The sequence below is a fragment of the Bacillus coreaensis genome, assembly GCF_050586445.1.
In the GTDB taxonomy this organism is placed as follows: Bacteria; Bacillota; Bacilli; order Bacillales; family Cytobacillaceae; genus Robertmurraya_A; species Robertmurraya_A coreaensis.
Genome location: NZ_JBOCCY010000017.1, coordinates 48,562 through 65,440, shown reverse-complemented (window position 1 = coordinate 65,440; position 16,879 = coordinate 48,562). Strand labels below are relative to the sequence as shown.

At 37.5% G+C, this 16,879-nt stretch carries 13 protein-coding genes and 1 pseudogene; 9 read left to right on the top strand and 5 right to left on the bottom strand.

Annotation, left to right across the window (positions count from 1 at the left end):
• Positions 1-307 precede the first annotated feature (307 nt).
• Positions 308-496 (top strand): hypothetical protein, encoded by a 189-nt coding sequence (locus tag ACQ5H4_RS19580; RefSeq protein ID WP_430776663.1) that lies wholly within the window; start codon positions 308-310, stop codon positions 494-496.
• Positions 497-680: 184 nt separating this feature from the next.
• Here the strand turns inward: ACQ5H4_RS19580 and ACQ5H4_RS19575 are convergent, their stop codons facing one another.
• Positions 681-1,169 (bottom strand): CBO0543 family protein, encoded by a 489-nt coding sequence (locus tag ACQ5H4_RS19575; protein ID WP_430776662.1) that lies wholly within the window; start codon positions 1,167-1,169, stop codon positions 681-683.
• A 55-nt stretch (positions 1,170-1,224) separates the two neighbouring features.
• Positions 1,225-1,851, bottom strand: a complete 627-nt coding sequence (locus tag ACQ5H4_RS19570) for a DUF2238 domain-containing protein (RefSeq protein WP_430776661.1) — start codon at positions 1,849-1,851, stop codon at positions 1,225-1,227.
• Between the two features lie 283 nt (positions 1,852-2,134).
• Between ACQ5H4_RS19570 and ACQ5H4_RS19565 the strand changes: the two genes are divergently transcribed.
• The 5 genes from ACQ5H4_RS19565 (at position 2,135) to ACQ5H4_RS19545 (ending at position 11,955) form a co-directional block, all read left to right on the top strand.
• A complete protein-coding gene (locus ACQ5H4_RS19565; protein ID WP_430776685.1) occupies positions 2,135-7,153 on the top strand; it encodes a rhamnogalacturonan lyase family protein in 5,019 nt (1,672 codons plus the stop codon).
• A gap of 113 nt (positions 7,154-7,266) precedes the next feature.
• Entirely contained in the window at positions 7,267-9,510 is a 2,244-nt protein-coding gene (locus ACQ5H4_RS19560) for a sensor domain-containing protein (RefSeq protein ID WP_430776660.1), read from the top strand.
• Between the two features lie 130 nt (positions 9,511-9,640).
• On the top strand, positions 9,641-10,786 hold the full coding sequence (locus ACQ5H4_RS19555; RefSeq protein WP_430776659.1) for a PstS family phosphate ABC transporter substrate-binding protein: 1,146 nt from the start codon (positions 9,641-9,643) through the stop codon (positions 10,784-10,786).
• A 133-nt stretch (positions 10,787-10,919) separates the two neighbouring features.
• Positions 10,920-11,606, top strand: coding sequence for a DUF2306 domain-containing protein (locus ACQ5H4_RS19550; RefSeq protein ID WP_430776658.1), 687 nt, complete (start codon positions 10,920-10,922; stop codon positions 11,604-11,606).
• Positions 11,607-11,628: 22 nt separating this feature from the next.
• Positions 11,629-11,955 carry a YnfA family protein gene (locus tag ACQ5H4_RS19545; protein WP_430776684.1) on the top strand — a complete coding sequence of 109 codons (327 nt, stop codon included), beginning with the start codon at positions 11,629-11,631 and terminating at the stop codon, positions 11,953-11,955.
• A gap of 40 nt (positions 11,956-11,995) precedes the next feature.
• On the opposite strand, the gene ACQ5H4_RS19540 is transcribed toward ACQ5H4_RS19545, so the two are convergent.
• Positions 11,996-12,442 carry a GNAT family N-acetyltransferase gene (locus tag ACQ5H4_RS19540; protein WP_430776657.1) on the bottom strand — a complete coding sequence of 149 codons (447 nt, stop codon included), beginning with the start codon at positions 12,440-12,442 and terminating at the stop codon, positions 11,996-11,998.
• A 46-nt stretch (positions 12,443-12,488) separates the two neighbouring features.
• The gene (locus ACQ5H4_RS19535) at positions 12,489-13,694 is read right to left on the bottom strand and encodes an MFS transporter (protein ID WP_430776656.1); all 1,206 of its coding nucleotides are present in this window, start codon (positions 13,692-13,694) and stop codon (positions 12,489-12,491) included.
• Positions 13,695-13,804: 110 nt separating this feature from the next.
• Here ACQ5H4_RS19535 and ACQ5H4_RS19530 point away from each other — a divergent pair.
• Positions 13,805-14,836, top strand: a pseudogene (locus tag ACQ5H4_RS19530) (cache domain-containing protein); the annotation flags it as partial.
• Positions 14,828-15,775, top strand: a complete 948-nt coding sequence (locus ACQ5H4_RS19525; protein WP_430776683.1) for a methyl-accepting chemotaxis protein — start codon at positions 14,828-14,830, stop codon at positions 15,773-15,775. The pseudogene ACQ5H4_RS19530 and the gene ACQ5H4_RS19525, both read left to right, overlap by 9 nt.
• An 89-nt stretch (positions 15,776-15,864) precedes the next feature.
• Here ACQ5H4_RS19525 and ACQ5H4_RS19520 read toward each other — a convergent pair whose 3' ends face one another.
• Positions 15,865-16,374, bottom strand: coding sequence for a DoxX family membrane protein (locus ACQ5H4_RS19520; protein WP_430776655.1), 510 nt, complete (start codon positions 16,372-16,374; stop codon positions 15,865-15,867).
• 280 nt (positions 16,375-16,654) lie between these two features.
• Here ACQ5H4_RS19520 and ACQ5H4_RS19515 point away from each other — a divergent pair, with 280 nt between their 5' ends.
• The gene (locus tag ACQ5H4_RS19515; protein ID WP_430776654.1) at positions 16,655-16,828 is read left to right on the top strand and encodes a hypothetical protein; all 174 of its coding nucleotides are present in this window, start codon (positions 16,655-16,657) and stop codon (positions 16,826-16,828) included.
• Positions 16,829-16,879 lie beyond the last annotated feature (51 nt).

Here is a 16,879-nt window from a genome sequence, read left to right as displayed (position 1 = left end):
CAGTCGAGTATGAAAGGTCTTTTGATTGGAATGAGTGGTTTGTTATTGTATTAATATTTTCCTTAAATTTTCTAATTTTAAAAACACCCTCCATTTCACAAAAATGGAGGGAATTGCTCATTATTTGTATGGAGTTACGATCGTTTTTTTCTTTGACCATACCTTAAGTATCAGACCATGGGATTTTTACGATGTAAATGACAATTCAAGTTTCCAGTTATTCGACTTTCTATATTATACAATGAACGGCCCCTTTAGCTATTATTTTATTTACTTATATCAAAAACTAAAAATAGGTGGATTTCAAATGCTTCTTTACCTTTTTATTTGGTCTGGTTTTGCTGTTTTTACTGAATGGGTGGGATTTAAGATTGGTCTGTTCCATTATGATAAGGGGTATAAAATGTATTGGTCTTTTCCTATTTACATGATTGTTCAAATCATCCAGATTATTTTCTACCATAAAATACGTAGTTCAATGGAACATCATAATTAGCTAGATATTGCAGTGGGAGTTTATAAAAAAATTGGGATTTTGGAGAAGGTGGAAAGAGTACTATAATTTTTATTATACAACCATTGGATGTGGGATTATGAAGGAAGAGGTTTAGTTATCCTAAACCTCTCTCGATTTTGATTAATACTTATCTGGGAACTGCTTTATGATGCCAGACGTATAGTCATTGATGAGGGGATTGAGTTTTAGATAAATTTCTAATCATCCCCATTAAGCCACGAACAAAAAGAAAACTAAAGGCAATTGACAGAAAACTATAGAAAGAATTCCAAGATTTTTTATAGGCTATTAATTTTGTTTTTCTTTCTAGAAAGTGTTCAGCAATAGCAGATGGAACACTAAAATAAAGGCATTTTTTTAGTATGTCAAAAACATTAGATGATCGCGTGATTTGGTTAAAATACACGCATGAAATCGGAAATAGAATATAACTAAATAAAACACTGATATCAAACCCGCTGATTAGATTCACTGGATATTTAAGAAACCCTTTTCTTACAAGTAGATTATCAATAAAGGTTGCGAAATAACTCTTAATTAAAAATACCAGTAACCAATCTTTAATCGGAGGTTTTCTTATTAAATTAATGAACAATCCCAGACTGATGACTAGTAAAGCTTTCAAGATATTCATCTCTAATTTATTCTTCATCTCATGTCCTCCTTACTTTAGATAGTTTAACCTAAGGAAAAAAATAGATGAGTATTTACCCATCCGTCTTTTTCCTCAAGTATTTGTTATGGATACTAGTAAGGAGAACCAAAGCAATGATTGAGCCTGCAAAGGTAAGAGACATATCCCACTGCGAATCCCATATATCACCTTGAGTACCTAAAAAATCCTTCGATGCTTTTCCTCCATGCGTGATGACTGAAACGAGCCATTCAATGATTTCATATAAGGCTGCAATAGCAAGGGATACACTTAAGGATAGGAAGATTAGCCATTTTCCTTTTGAAAGTGGTGAGGTTCGGATCAAGATTTCTCTTATAACAATGATTAAAAGTCCCTTTAGGAAATGGCCGAACCGATCATAGTGATTCCTCTCAAAATCAAAATCATCTTTAATCCAATCAAAAAGGGGGACTTCAGAGTAGGTATAGTGACCTCCTATAAATGTGTAAATGGATAGAATAGCAATGATTAAATAGGAAAGGGTTGTGAGTTGAAATTTCTTATAGATAGCTATCACTACAAGTAGTCCAATAACTGCTGGCAGTACCTCCAATGTCCAGATTCTATACCCAACAGGTTTAATGGCGGACCAAATTAAAACAGCCAAAACAATTAGTAGCAAGATAAAATGAATCTTTATTCCAGCCTTTTTACTCATCATTTTCACCTCCACTTATAGTATTTACCATCAATATTGGGGAAATGCAGTTATATAGATTCGCGATGTGGAAATCTGTTTTTTAAACAAAGAGTACTGTTTTTTCGCTACAATAATTTTCTGAAAATAAATACAATTCTACATGTAAGCGATTTCAGATTGGTGGGGAGGTGAAAAATTACCATCCTAGATTGACAGAATCAATAAGAAAAATGAAGGAGGAAGCTTATTGATTACAAAGCGTAAGGGAAAAGGAATTATTTCTATTGTTTTAAGTGCGTTGATGGTGATTTGCAGTATTCCTTTTAATCCTCAAGGAACCAGTGCCGCTGAAGAGGATCCAGCGATTGTGAAGAAATTTGATTTTGGTACGAAGGACAGTACCACATTGAGCGGTTATACTCAGGTGACGCCTGAAACGGCTTATACAACGGAATTAACGTACGGATTTACAGATGTCACGAAAGTAACCGCAACGAATCGAAATACATCGGATGAATTAAAGTCTGATTTTATTTCAGCGATTGGAACCTCCTTTCAAGTAGATCTAGAGCCTGGAGACTACAGCATTACGGTTATTTCTGGAGATTCTGAGGAGGCAACAAGTGTTGGTGTGAAGGCTGAAAATATCCAAAAGGTGCAAAATACGAACGTCGCAAAAGGGGAGTATATGGAGCGTACCTTTAACCTTGCATTGGTTGATAGCCAAGTAAGCTTTGAGCTTACTGGTGATAATCCAAAAATAAATGCATTGGTTATTTCCAAACTACCAAAACGATCAGCAACAGAGGTACCAACTGTCTATATTGCAGGTGATTCAACGGTTCAAACCTATGATGAATATTGGAAGCCTGAAGCTGGATGGGGACAGATGATTTCTCGCTTTTTTAGTAGTGATGTGTCGTTCAAAAATCATGCCATCGGAGGCAGAAGTACGAAATCATTTATTAACGAAGGAAGATTGGATACCATCCTTCAGGAAATAAAACCAGGTGATTACTTTTTAGTTCAATTTGGACACAACGATGCAACCATCAGTATTCCAGAGCGTTATGCATCGGTTCCTGATTATAAAAACTATTTAAAGACGTATATTAACGGAGCTCGTCAACGAGGAGCGACTCTAATCCTTGTCACACCTGTAGGCCGACGTGATTTTAATGCACAAACAGGAAAATTTAATGTCAGCTTTCCGGAGTATGTCCAAGGAATGAAAGAAGTAGCAGAGGAATTAGACGTTGCTTTAGTAGATTTGAGCTCATTAAGTGTGGCTTTCTATGATTCAATTGGACCGGAGGGAACATTATCAGTCTTCCTACATACGGAACCTGGCATTTATCAGGCATTCCCAAATGGCTCACAGGATAATACACATTTCCAGGAGTACGGGGCTATTCAGCTTGCACGACTTGTCTCTGGTGGAATTAAAGAATTGAATCTTCCTTTGTCATCGTATGTACAAGATATTGCACCACCTGCTCAAGTTCCTGACAAACCAACAGGGGTAACCGCAAGCAGCATTAGTAATGCGGGAGCGAAAATTACTTGGGATAAAGTAGAAGGTGCTGATATTTATAAGGTGTATAGAAGATTAGAAGGTGACAGTGACTATTCTGTTGTTGGAACTTCGACTTTACCAAGCTTAAATATTTCAGGGATGGAAGAAGGAAAAGCATATCAAGTAGTTGTTTCTGCTGTCAATGGAAAAGGTGAGTCAGAGAGATCCGAAAGTGTAGACATAAAGACAAAATCGGCGACTATGAAGTACGATTTTGGTCTAGCTGGAAGTGTAATTACCGATGGATATACAGGAGTAAATCTTTCTACTCTTTATACACCAGAAAGAGGATACGGGATTGTTGATTCTACTGGAATGATCGGGAGAGACCGTTCATCAGGTGGTGATCTTATCCGTGATTGGCTAGGGTATTTTGCTGTTGGTTGGAAATTTAATGTGGATGTACCGAATGGACTTTACTCTGTGAAAGTCTATGTTGGAGATATGCTAGGAAGTGCAAGAACCACTCTAGCAGTTGAAGGTCAAGATTATGGATCCATCTCTGCGTCTAGAAATAACTACACAACAAAAATTGTACCAGAAGTGTCGGTAAAAGACGGCCAAATGAACTTTACATTTGCTGGTTCAACCGGAATTGTGAATGGACTTGAAATCACACCGATTCTAGCGGCACCATCAGGAGTAAAGGTATCCGACCTTTCCCTTGATCCAGAGCAACCTTCCGTTTCACTCACATGGAATACAGTTGAAGAAGCGAAGGAATATAATATTTATCGAAAAACAGAAGGGGCAGCTGACTATGTAAAACTAGGAAGCTCAAACACAAATACATTCATTGATCAAACGGTGGATGTTGGAATGGAATATCATTACACAGTGACAACAGTGGATCATGCAAATGTAGAAACGGTACCTTCCACACCATTAAAAGTGGCGATGATTGATCCGAATCAACCTGTACCACAAACGCCAACTGACCTAAAAGTGGGAGAAGTGAATAAAAACGATCTTACGATTAGTTGGGATCAATCAGAAGGTACAATTTCTTATAATGTTTATCGCTCAAAGAAACAAGATAGTACGTTTGAATTTATCGGTAAAACAAAACAGAATTCTTTTAAAGATGAGACCGTGTTAACTACCATCCCTTATTTTTATAAAGTAGCAGCAGTTAACGCAGGTGGAGTGTCTAAGCATTCTGAAAGCGTTGAGACACCAGCTGTTACAAAACTAAAAAGACAGATGGAGGATTTAGATCGTGCACCAACAGCCGTGAAAACTGAGGAAGGTGTTATGGTTAGCTGGAGAATGCTCGGCACAGATCCAAAAGAGATCAGCTTTAACGTATATAGAGATGGAGAAAAAATTACGAAAGAGCCCATTTCGACTAGTACGAATGTGGTTGACGAAGATGGAACGGTCGATTCAAAATACGAAATCCGATCGGTTATTGATGGAAAAGAAAAGAAAATTGCTGGAAACATCAAAGTATGGAGTAATAACTATTTTGATATTCCTCTAAAAAAACCAGCAGATGGTGTAACCCCACAGGGAGATCCTTACTCGTATCGTGCAAATGATGCTAGTGTTGGTGACTTAGATGGGGATGGAGAGTATGAACTAGTTCTAAAATGGGATCCAACCAATTCGAAGGATAATTCTCAAGCTGGTTATACAGGCAATGTGTACTTGGATGCCTATAAACTAGATGGAACACTACTTTGGAGAATTGATTTGGGCAAAAACATTCGTGCAGGAGCTCACTACTCACCATTTTTAGTATATGACTTTGATGGTGACAGTAAGGCTGAAATTGCTATCAAAACAGCGGATGGAACGATTGATGGTGCTGGTAATGTGATTGGTAGAGCAGACGCTGACCATAGAAATAGCACAGGGTACGTACTTCAAGGCTCAGAATATTTAACGGTGTTTGAAGGGCAAACAGGGAAGGCTCTTGTGACAACGGACTATGAACCACCACGTGGAGATGTGGCTTCATGGGGAGATAGCTACGGAAACCGTGTAGACCGTTTCCTAGCTGCTGTTGCATATCTGGATGGTGAAACACCAAGTATTGTGATGGCAAGAGGTTATTACACACGGACTGTACTTGCAGCATATAGCTTTAAAGACGGAAAATTAACCAAGCAATGGACGTTTGATACGAATCAAGAAGAGTATCGAAACTATGTTGGGCAAGGTTATCATAGCCTGAGTGTCAATGATGTGGACCATGATGGTAAAGATGAAATCGTCTATGGTCAAATTGTTATTGATGATGATGGAAAAGGCTTATACAACACAGGCTTAGGTCATGGTGATGCGCTACATGTTAGCGATTTAATCCCTGATCGACCTGGTCTTGAAGCGTTTGCTGTACAAGAACATAAAGACGGCCCATACGGCTACGATATGCGTGATGCAGAAACGGGTGAAATCCTTTGGGGTGTAAAAACGGGTCAAGATACAGGTAGAGGTCTAGCAGCCGATATTGATCCTAGATACAGTGGTGCTGAAGCATGGGCGATTTCCGGTGCATGGAATAGTAGAGAAGGGGGACTTCATTCATCTTCAGGAGAGAAAATCTCTGACAATATCCCAAGCTCGAACTTTGCGATCTGGTGGGATGGAGATCTACTTCGTGAATTAGCGGACCATAGCTGGAATCAGGAGACTTCCACAGGAGTAGGAACGATTGATAAATGGGACTTCAAAGAAAACAAATTACTCAATTTGTTAACAGCAGAAGGAACTCAGTCCAATAACAGTACAAAAGGAAATCCTACCCTTCAAGCCGATCTATTTGGTGATTGGCGTGAAGAAATCATCTGGCGAACAGATGACAGCAGTGCCTTACGAGTGTATATGACAACGGAAAAAACGGATCATCGTATTTTTACATTAATGCATGATCCACAATATCGATTGTCCGTAGCATGGCAGAATGTTGGTTACAATCAGCCTCCACATACAAGCTTTTTCCTTGGTGAAGGTATGAAGACGCCACCAGCACCTAGCATTAGTATTGTGGAAGTAGCGGATAAAATGGCACCAGAAACCACAGCAGAATTGGAAGGAACCACAACGAATGAGTGGTACAACAAACTAGTTACAGTACAGTTCACAGCGGAAGATAACAAATCAGGTGTGGAAGCCACATACTATTCAATAAATGACGGTGAGGCACAGGTAGGGAATACAGCAACCATTGAAACAGATGGAAAGCATATTCTTAGTTATTGGAGTAAGGATTACGCTGGTAATGTAGAAGATAAAAAGACCATTGAGATTAAACTAGATCAAACAGGCCCAGTTATTACATTCTCTGTTGAGGATGGTGTCGAATTTGGAGTAGACGAAATGGTGGAAATCACTTCTAAAACAGAAGATGCGTTATCAGGAGTCGATACTTCTACAGAGACAAAAATATCTACTCCTGCCTACAAGCTAGGCTTGGGTACTCATTCGTTCTCTGCTGAAGCAGTGGATGGGGCTGGAAATCGTTCGAGTCAATCCATCAACATTGTGGTGATCGTAGATTATGATCGATTAACTAGCTTAACCGGTCAATTCCTAACAGAAAATGGAAGTGGTGAAAATCTTAACTCCTTTGAATCAAAACTAATGGCAGCTAAACAATCAGAAGCAAAAGGTAACACGTCTGCTCTCAACGGTCAGATTCAAGCATTTATGAACCAAGTTAAAGCGCAAAGTGGCAAAGGGTTTACAGAAAGGCAAGTAAATATATTAATTGAGCTTGCAGAATCTTTGAAGAAGTAATGTAAAGCTGGATGGATCTTATATAGGTCTATCCAGTTTTTTGCATTATTAAAGAGATAATACAAATAATAGAAAATATACGTTGTGGTTTTGTGAAGGGAAATGGTGTCTGCATGTGGAAGGATTGGGGAGTAGCAAAAAAAGCAGCATTACACTTTGTCATTTTGTATATCACCATAAGCTGCTTGTGGGTTTCATTATCCGATTATTTTTTCACAAGGAACCTAAGTTATATTTCTGAATGGATGAATACGTCAAAAGCCTTGGTTTTTATCATTTTTAGCGGTTTTGTTTTTTATAATTTATTGAAAAAAATAATTAAAGATATTATTAAAGATGAGCGTTATTACAGGCTCATTGTTGAAAATGCTTCTGATTTAATATTGGTGATTGATCGGAATGGTAAATTCGAGTACATTTCTCCATCGCTCCAATCTATTGTTGGCTATCAGCCACAGGATTACATAGGAAAAACAGTAAAAGAAATATTCAGCCAAGAAGAGATAACTAAATTAAGGTACAGCTATATACAAAAAAATCATAATGTACCAATAAAATTTAAAATCAAGAACAAAAGTGGTAGAACCATTCTTCTTGCAGGAAAAGGTGTGTCCATCGCTGACGAAAAGGATACAGGCCGTTATATCGTTATTGTTCAAGATATTACCGAACGTGATAGAGCTGAAAGAGATTTATTAGAAAGCGAAGAACGGTACCGGAAACTAGTAGAATTTTCTCCTGAAACAACATTGATTCATATAAATAGAGAAATCATTTATGTGAATCAAGCAGGCGTAGAGTTAATTGGAGCTCATAACTCTGAGCAAGTCATCGGGAGAGATGTCCTAGATTTTATATATCCTGAGGATATAAACCAGGCTATTGAAAAAATGAAACAAGTGAAAAAGGGCATATCGGAAATTAGTGAATATCGTATCCTTAAACTAGATGGAACAGTAATTTTTACGGATATTATGGCATTTTTAACAACATATGAAGGGGAAGAAGCCGTTCAGGTCATCATAAGAGATATTTCAAAACGGAAAAAGGCAGAGGAACAAGTACAATTATTAGCATACTATGATTCATTAACCGGCATGGCCAACCGCAATCTTCTCTATGAACATTTAAATGAAGCGGTAACAAGAAACGAAAAGAGCGGTCAAAGCTTTGCTGTCATGTTTTTGGATTTAGATCGTTTTAAGATGATTAATGATACGTATGGACATAGTTTTGGGGATCTATTATTGCAGAAAGTTTCTACAAGACTTACGAACTCTGTAGGTGAAGAAGGAAGAATCTTCCGTTATGGAGGAGATGAGTTTATTATTGTCCTCGAAACTGATAATCGGTCTAAAGTGTCTGAAACAGCAGAAAAAATCATCTTTATGTTAGCCTCTCCCTTCATCATTAAAGGCCGACAAATGTTCATTTCAACCAGTATCGGAATAAGTATCTATCCAAAAGATGGCGAAAATGTAGAGGCGCTAATCCAAAATTCAGATATTGCTATGTACAATGCAAAGGAAAATGGAAAAAATAATTATCAATATTACACATCTTCTCTGAATTTAAGTCATCGATGGAGAATGGAATTAGAAAATGGATTGCGTAATGCCTTGAACAATAATGAATTGAGCCTACATTATCAACCTCAGGTAGATCTTGTATCTAATCAAGTCATCGGATTAGAAGCATTGATTCGGTGGAAGCACCCTGAATATGGGTTTATCTCTCCAGCAGAATTTATCCCCCTTGCCGAAGAGACAGGCCTCATTTTCTCGATTGGAAAGTGGGTATTAAAAACCGCATGTGCTCAGTGTAAGCAATGGATTGACCTAGGTTTACCGATTGATAGTGTATCAGTTAATGTGTCTCCTTTACAATTTCGTGAGAAAAACTTTGTTGCTTCCGTCAATCAGATACTAAAAGATTCTGAACTACCCCCGAGATTTCTTGAACTAGAAATTACCGAAAGTGTAACTAGCAATGTGGATCAAGCATTGAGCATTATGAAAGAAATTAAAGATCTAGGGGTAAAATTTGCAATAGATGACTTTGGGACGGGGTATTCTTCACTAAACTACTTAAGACATTTTCCAATAGATAAATTAAAAATTGATAAATCCTTCATTGATGAAATCAATCAGCATAAGGACGGAGAAGAGATTGTAAAAACAATTATCGAACTGGGCAATCGGTTACGTTTTCAAGTCATTGCTGAAGGAGTGGAAGATGAACAACAAATGTCTTTCTTAAAAGAAAATAACTGTTTTTTAGCGCAAGGATATTTCTTTAGTAAGCCACTTCCCGCAAAAGAGATTGAAGTCATTTTAAAAAAGAAAATAGTGGAGTAAGACCTTCCAACAGTATTTAGTTGGAAGGTTTTATAATTGTTAATAAAATTTTCCAAATCATCTTCCCTTCGATTGGAAATATAGCTATAATTAGTGTAAAAATACACTATTTGTAAATCAGGAGGGAATTATGAGGTTATTTGGAGCGTTTGTAGTTGTACTCGTTTTTGGATTTATAGGATTTTATGGAACCATTATTCTAACGATTTCAAGATCTTCTGAATTTTATCCTATTTTTACACCGATTGTGGTACTTGGTTTGATCGTTATTTCGATACTCGGTATATATGATCAATTGAAGAAAAAGGTAGTAAAACGAATCTCAATTGGATTTCTGGCTCTTACTCTATGTACGGTTGGTGGCTTTGAAGGGTATCAATACTATTTGAAGAGTCTGGAAGTGGTAAGTACACAAGATGTGGATTTGTCTCAGTATCGTCCGTTTGTTGAAAACTCCAAGGTTGTAACGTTAGATGAGGCTTCTACGTTTCAAATTGAAGGAGATCTTCCAACACTTGATGGGGCAACTGCCCTTTATCCGGTATATGCAGGATTTGTTCAAGCCGTTTACCCGGAAAAAGAGTATTCATTAGATGAAAGTGAAGTGGTTTCCACTCAAACGAGTTATGCGTTTGAGCGTTTAGTTAATGGTGAGGTTGATATGGTTTTTATGGCTCACCCGTCTGAGGAACAAATGGACTATGCTAGACTTCAAGAAGTGGAACTAACTTTAATTCCGATTGGAAGAGAAGCCTTTGTGTTTTTTGTTCACAAAGACAATCCAGTAGAAGAGCTATCAATTAAGGAGCTTCAAGGAATTTATGCAGGAGAAATCACCAACTGGAAGGAAGTAGGAGGGAAAGACGAAGAAATTCGTGCCTTCCAACGACCAGAAGGAAGTGGCAGTCAATCAGCATTAATCAATTTTATGGGAGAAACACCCATTATGGATCCTCCATCAAAAGATATCGTCTCAGGTATGGGAGGCATCATTCGCGAAACAAGTAATTATCAAAATCGTCCAAACGCTATCGGTTACTCTTTCAGACATTTTTCTGATAATATGGTACAAAATGGTAAAATTAAAAATATTGCCGTTAATGGAGTGCTACCGACAAAAGAAAATATTCAAAAAGAGAAGTATCCAATTGTTGCTAATTTCTTCGCAATTACAGGTAACAGCCAAAACCCTCATCTTGAAGAATTTCTTCAATGGATACTATCAAAACAGGGGCAGGAAATTGTTGAGCGTTCAGGGTATGTACCGGTAGAGTAGTTTTTTTGGTTCTCAAAGTAGCTACTAAAACAGTTCCCCTCTATTTAACAAAGAAATTACAAATATTTGCATCAAAAATTTAGCTATATTGATATACTTATAATCAACTAATCTTGCTTTAGGGGGGAATTGTTTGGAAGCTTTCTCATTGTTTCGGATTTTACATATTGCTGCTGGGTTTTTAGCATTAATTCTATTTTGGATCCCGTTAGTTACGAAAAAAGGTGGGAAGGTACACAATAAAGTCGGATGGGTGTATGTATTTGCCATGGCATTCGTGTCGTTTTCTGCTTTTTATATGGGTTGTTACCGTGTCCTATTTGATGAAACCGCAGATGCTACAAAAGTCTCCTTTTCATGGTTTTTAATTTTTATTTCTATATTAAGCGGGGCTACTTGTTGGTATGGAATTAGGGTGCTTCGCTTTAAAAAGAGGAAGGAACGACATCGAAGTTGGATCGACTTATTCGTCAGTTCTTTATTATTGATTTCAGGTATAGGTATCGCATGGTACGGGTTTAAGATTGGAACTTCATTGATTACATATTTTCCTCTATTAGGTGTATTTCTAGGGGGTTCGCAACTTTATTATTGGTTACGAAAACCGGTTAAAAACATGCATTGGCTTTTTGAACATTTAAGTGGAATGATTGCCTGCAGTATTTCGACAGTAACAGCATTTACTGTTTTTGGCGCTCCTAGACTATTAAACATCCCGTCATCGAGTCTTTTCCTGTGGTTTCTTCCAACGGTAATCCTTGTCCCTGTATTAATTTTATTTACTATAAAATACGAAAAGAAATATAATAATCATTCATAACAAAAAACAGGAAGTGGTTCCAATTATCAGTGCAATCATTTTGTTTATATGTGCAGGAGTAGCTGAAATAGGTGGTGGCTACTTAATATGGCTTTGGCTACGGGAGGGAAAGCCTGCGTATTGGGGGATAGTTGGTGGAATCACATTAGCTCTGTATGGGGTGATTGCTGCATTTCAATCTTTTCCTTCTTTTGGTCGAATCTATGCCGCGTATGGAGGAGTGTTTATCGTCCTTTCCGTGCTATGGGGATGGGGAGTGGATAAAAAAACACCTGATTTATATGATTGGGTCGGAGCTGGCATATGCTTATTAGGTGCTTCCATTATCTTATTCGCCCCGCGTCAATAAGAAAGCGTATTGCTTATCCCACAGCAATACGCTTTCTTGTTTAAAGTAATGATTGTGTTAAATTTTTTATCATTAAAACATGAGGGATATCTGCTTCCGTAAAAACATCGGAGGCGGTGTGATAGCCTAGTTTTTTATAAAAGCCCTCTGCTTGTGTTTGACCATGCAATTTTGCGTGTGTCATGCCTTTTTTAAGGGCGATCTCTTCTAGTGCTGAAATAATTACTTTTCCTAGTCCATATTTCCGATATTCTTCTAATATACAAATTCTTTCTAATTTGCCAAAATGGTCGACAAATCTGATGCGTCCAGTACCTACGGCTTCTTCTTGAAAATATACTAAAATATGTACACAATCTTCCCCTAAAGTATCAAACTGATCAAATTCTTCCTCATGTGGCACACCTTGTTCTTCAACAAAAACCTTTTCTCTAATAGATAAAGCTTTTTGTAATTCCTCCTGATGGGTAATACTTTTTGAAAGCATATTCTCATTCCTTTTCATTATTGTTTTGAATTTAATATAACAAATACTAATTACTTGCAGTAAACGTAACATGTGCTGAAGAAGTCATTTTTATAAAGAAGGAAAGGAAAAAACCAGCCAGCAAAATACATCCTAATGTACTAAAGGATAACAAGTAAATTCCTGTATCAATTAAGCTCAGTGCCAAAATGGGTCCAGTACTCGCTCCAACAAATAAAATAAAGGCATTGAACGAAACGGCACTGCCTCTTGCATGTCCGGCTAGTTGGCTCACAATGGAGATAACAATGGGATTGGCTGTTGCAATTCCTAAAACAAAAATGATACTAGCAAAAATAATGAACGGGAGGGACGGACTTACTCCTATGCCGAACAGTCCGGCAGCAGCAAGAGCCAATCCTATTTTAAGGATCATCGTTGTTCCTAGTGTTTGTGCCATTCTTCCTGCAAAAAGTGATAAGAGCATTCCTATGATTCCAGCGGCACGAACATATAAGATTTCTTTTTCTGTAAGGCCAAATTGAACAGACAAATAGCTACCTAGAATCGTATACATACCAACTAATGATAACAATAGGGAGAATGTAATATAAAAGGCGAGTAAAAGCTGAGGTTGCTTTCCTAATAAGGTCATTTTTTTGAATGCTTCAAGCATATGTACATGAGGTCTGGTCATCTCATCTTTTGGCAAAAAGACAATAATGAGAATAAGTGTAAGGAAATAAAGAATCCCCAACAGGAAAAATATAGCCTGCCAGCTCCAAATTTCATTGACTAGTCCACTATACACTTGCCCCACAACTCCTGCCATCAAAAGTCCAGAACTGACAAATCCAACAGCTGTTAACCTTTTTTTAGGTGGAAACATTTCCCCTGCATACACCAAGGAGATTGGAGCAAAGGCAGCAGAAATAAGTCCTTGTAACCCACGCAGTAGGAGTAGTATATAAAAATTGTCTACAAAACCTATTGCAAAGGTGATCACTGTTAAAAGACTAATGCTCGTCACTAAAAATATTTTTCGTCCATAACGATCGGAAAATGGACCGTAAAGTAAACATCCAATCGCATAACAAATCGAATAGCAACTTGCGAGCCAAGCCACCTCAGTCATGCTTTTGTGAAACGTATCAGACAATACAGTGGCTAAAGGGATGGTCACGTACATACTAGATAAAACGACTAACCCACACCAGAACAAAATGCTGGTCATTAATGGATAGTTAGAAGATCGTTTATTTGGATGTGACATTTTCTGAACCTCCTGTTCACAAATTGGATAAATATTAAACTAATCATTGTAGTAGTTAAACCGATATACATAGTGACATTATTAAAATAAATCATCTTGGAGGGTTTAACTTGTTGAAAAAATTAGTCTCACTAAAAATTAGAACGAAACTCATTTTGTTTTCGTTAGGTATTCTTTTATTACCATCAACCATTATTGGTACGCTTGCGTATTCAAGTGCTAAGCAGGAAATTGAAAAACAAATGATGTCTACTTCCATAGAAAGTATTATGTTACTAGACTCATTTATTACAAGTACTATTAGCCTAAAAGTACATGATGCAGAAACGTTTGCCAAAACGGTCACATCTGACTTGGTTAAGGGTGAAGATAGCCCAGAACTACGTGTTAAATTAGAACAATATACCAATTTGCATCCTGAAACTGTCAGTATCTATTTAGGAACAACAGACGGATTGATGATTCAAAATCCAAGGAAAGAACTTGCTGCAGATTATGATCCCAGACAACGTCCGTGGTATCAAGAAGCAATGGCGAATAAAGGGCAAGTCATCATCACAGATCCATATGAAGCTTCTTCAGGTGGAATGGTCATTACTGTAGCGAGAACCACAGATGACGGTAGTGGTGTTATCGGAATTAACTTATTGATTGGGAATATTACACAGTCAGCAGGTAAAATTAAAATCGGAAATGAAGGCTATGTGATTCTTCTTGGAAGAGAAAAGAATATGATTTACCACCCAGCGGTAGAGCCTGGAACACTCATGGAGCAAGCTTATTATCAAAAAATGTACGAAGGCAATAAAGGTGAGTTTGACTATGAATTAGACTCCCAAGATAAAAAAATGAGTTTTACAACAAACGAACTCACAGGCTGGAAAATCGGTGGCACGATGTATACTAGTGAAATAAAAAATAGTGCCTCACCAATTTTTAACAAAACATTAATCACCGTGGTGATTGCTCTAATAATCGGTGCAGTCGTAACGTTCTTCATCATCCGTTCCATTGTACAACCAATTCGTCGTTTAGTTGGCAGTACATTAGCAATAAGCGAAGGGGATCTAACACACGAGATTGAAGTTAAAGGCAAGGATGAAATTGCAGAGTTGGCTGTTTCTTTCAAAAATATGACTGACAATCTAAAACAAATTATTACACAGGTGGATATGAACACAGAGCAAGTTGCGGCAGCAGCAGAAGAATTAACAGCATCCTCTGATGAAACAACGATGGCTACGAAACAGGTCGCATACTCTATCCAACAAGTAGCGAGTGGCGCGGAAAGTCAAACAATCGGAATCGATCAAACGGTAAGTACAATGAATGAAATTAGTCAAGGAATGGAAACCATGACAACCAACTTTATTCAGGTAAATGCACTCACACAACAAGCGGTGAAACATGCTGAAGAAGGTGGAGAGTCGGTTCAACATACGGTAACACAAATGAACGAGATTCATAGGCAAGTAGAAAGTTCAGATGTGATTATTAAATCACTTTACGACCGTTCGAAGCAAGTAAATGAGATTATTGGTGTGATAAGTGATATTGCTAATCAAACGAACTTGTTAGCGTTAAATGCTGCGATTGAAGCAGCAAGAGCTGGTGAGCAAGGGAAGGGCTTTGCTGTGGTGGCAGATGAAGTTCGTAAACTGGCTGATCAATCGCAAAGCTCAGCAAGTCAAATAGCTGAACTCATTCAAGCGATTCAAGAAGATACAGAGAAATCGGTAGAAACGATGCAACTCGCAACAAAGAGTGTGCAAGACGGAATACTCGTGTCTAATAAAACGATTGAGAAGTTTGACGAGATTCTCAATGGGGTCAGAGTCATGGCCCCTCAAATTGAAGAAGTATCTCGAATAGCAGAACAAATCACTGCAGAAGTCAAAAATGTAACAGACACATCTTATGAATTATCTGAAATCGCAAAGGAAAACGCGTCATCTTCAGAAAATGTGGCGGCGTCCACTGAGGAACAACTGGCATCTCTTGAAGAAGTAAGCTTATCAGCCAAATCACTATCAGAAATGGCTGAAAACCTTCAGGAACTCGTTAGAAAGTTTAAGATTTAATAAATAGAAGGAGTCCTAAAAATTTAGGGCTCCTATTTTATTGAGAAATAAGAAAATCCCTTACAAATGATTAGTAAGGGATTCTCAGATTATGCTTCTTGATGAAGTGGATTTGCTTTTTTGTTAAATGCTTTGCGGATGATAGGCAGAACATAATAATCTAAACCAAATCTTCCTGCGTTGTAACCAGCTACGATAAGAATGAAGCCCATTAAGATATCAGTTGGGTTATGAGATACAGTTCCAGCAAGGATGAAAGCAAAGTTCATTAATACTCCGAAAAAGGCAGCTGCAGTTGTGAAACATCCAAGGATTAAACCTAAACCAACTAAGAATTCTCCCCAAGGTACTAAGAAGTTAAATAAATCAATATTTGGTAAGGCAACGCCTTCTAGGAAAGTTACATACCAGCTATACACAACACCATCTGGACCTGCAACTGGATTAGCGATTGCGCCTTTTAGAAAACCTGCAGCATCAAAACCACCACTAGTTATTTTTCCCCAGCCACCGGTCATCCAAGCAAATCCCAGGTATACACGTAATACGGTCAATAGACCAGCAACAATCTTATTTTCTCTTAATAATTGATTAAACATAAATGATTCCTTCTTTCGAATAAATGTTTTTGTGTTTCTATATTCATAATATACACCGTGACTATAAAGAAAAACATAGGTTTGTGATGTTGTTCACAAAGTGTTAAAAGCTTATTGATTAAAATGTGAACACGAGGGAAACAGCCGGTACAGTGAAGATGTTATGTATTTCAATAATTTTTATAAAATAGTAGATTAATTTTAAAATGAATGTTTAACAAATAGTATAAAGGGTATATATCTAAGAAATCTCATTTTATCAACTAGGAGGGGATGTTCTTTGGAAGGAACAAAGGTCGTACATAGAAATCAAGATTACATAATTATGCACGATTACAAGAATGGAATGGTAGAGATACGCAATAGAAATTATAAGTTTGATATCCGATTGGTTTCTATTCATGAGCTACTTTTTTCTAGTGGACAACAAGATGGGTACGGCCAAACGGGTTGATAATGCGATTTCGGGAAGCCTTTACGCACTTAGGGAGCGTAAAGGCTTTTT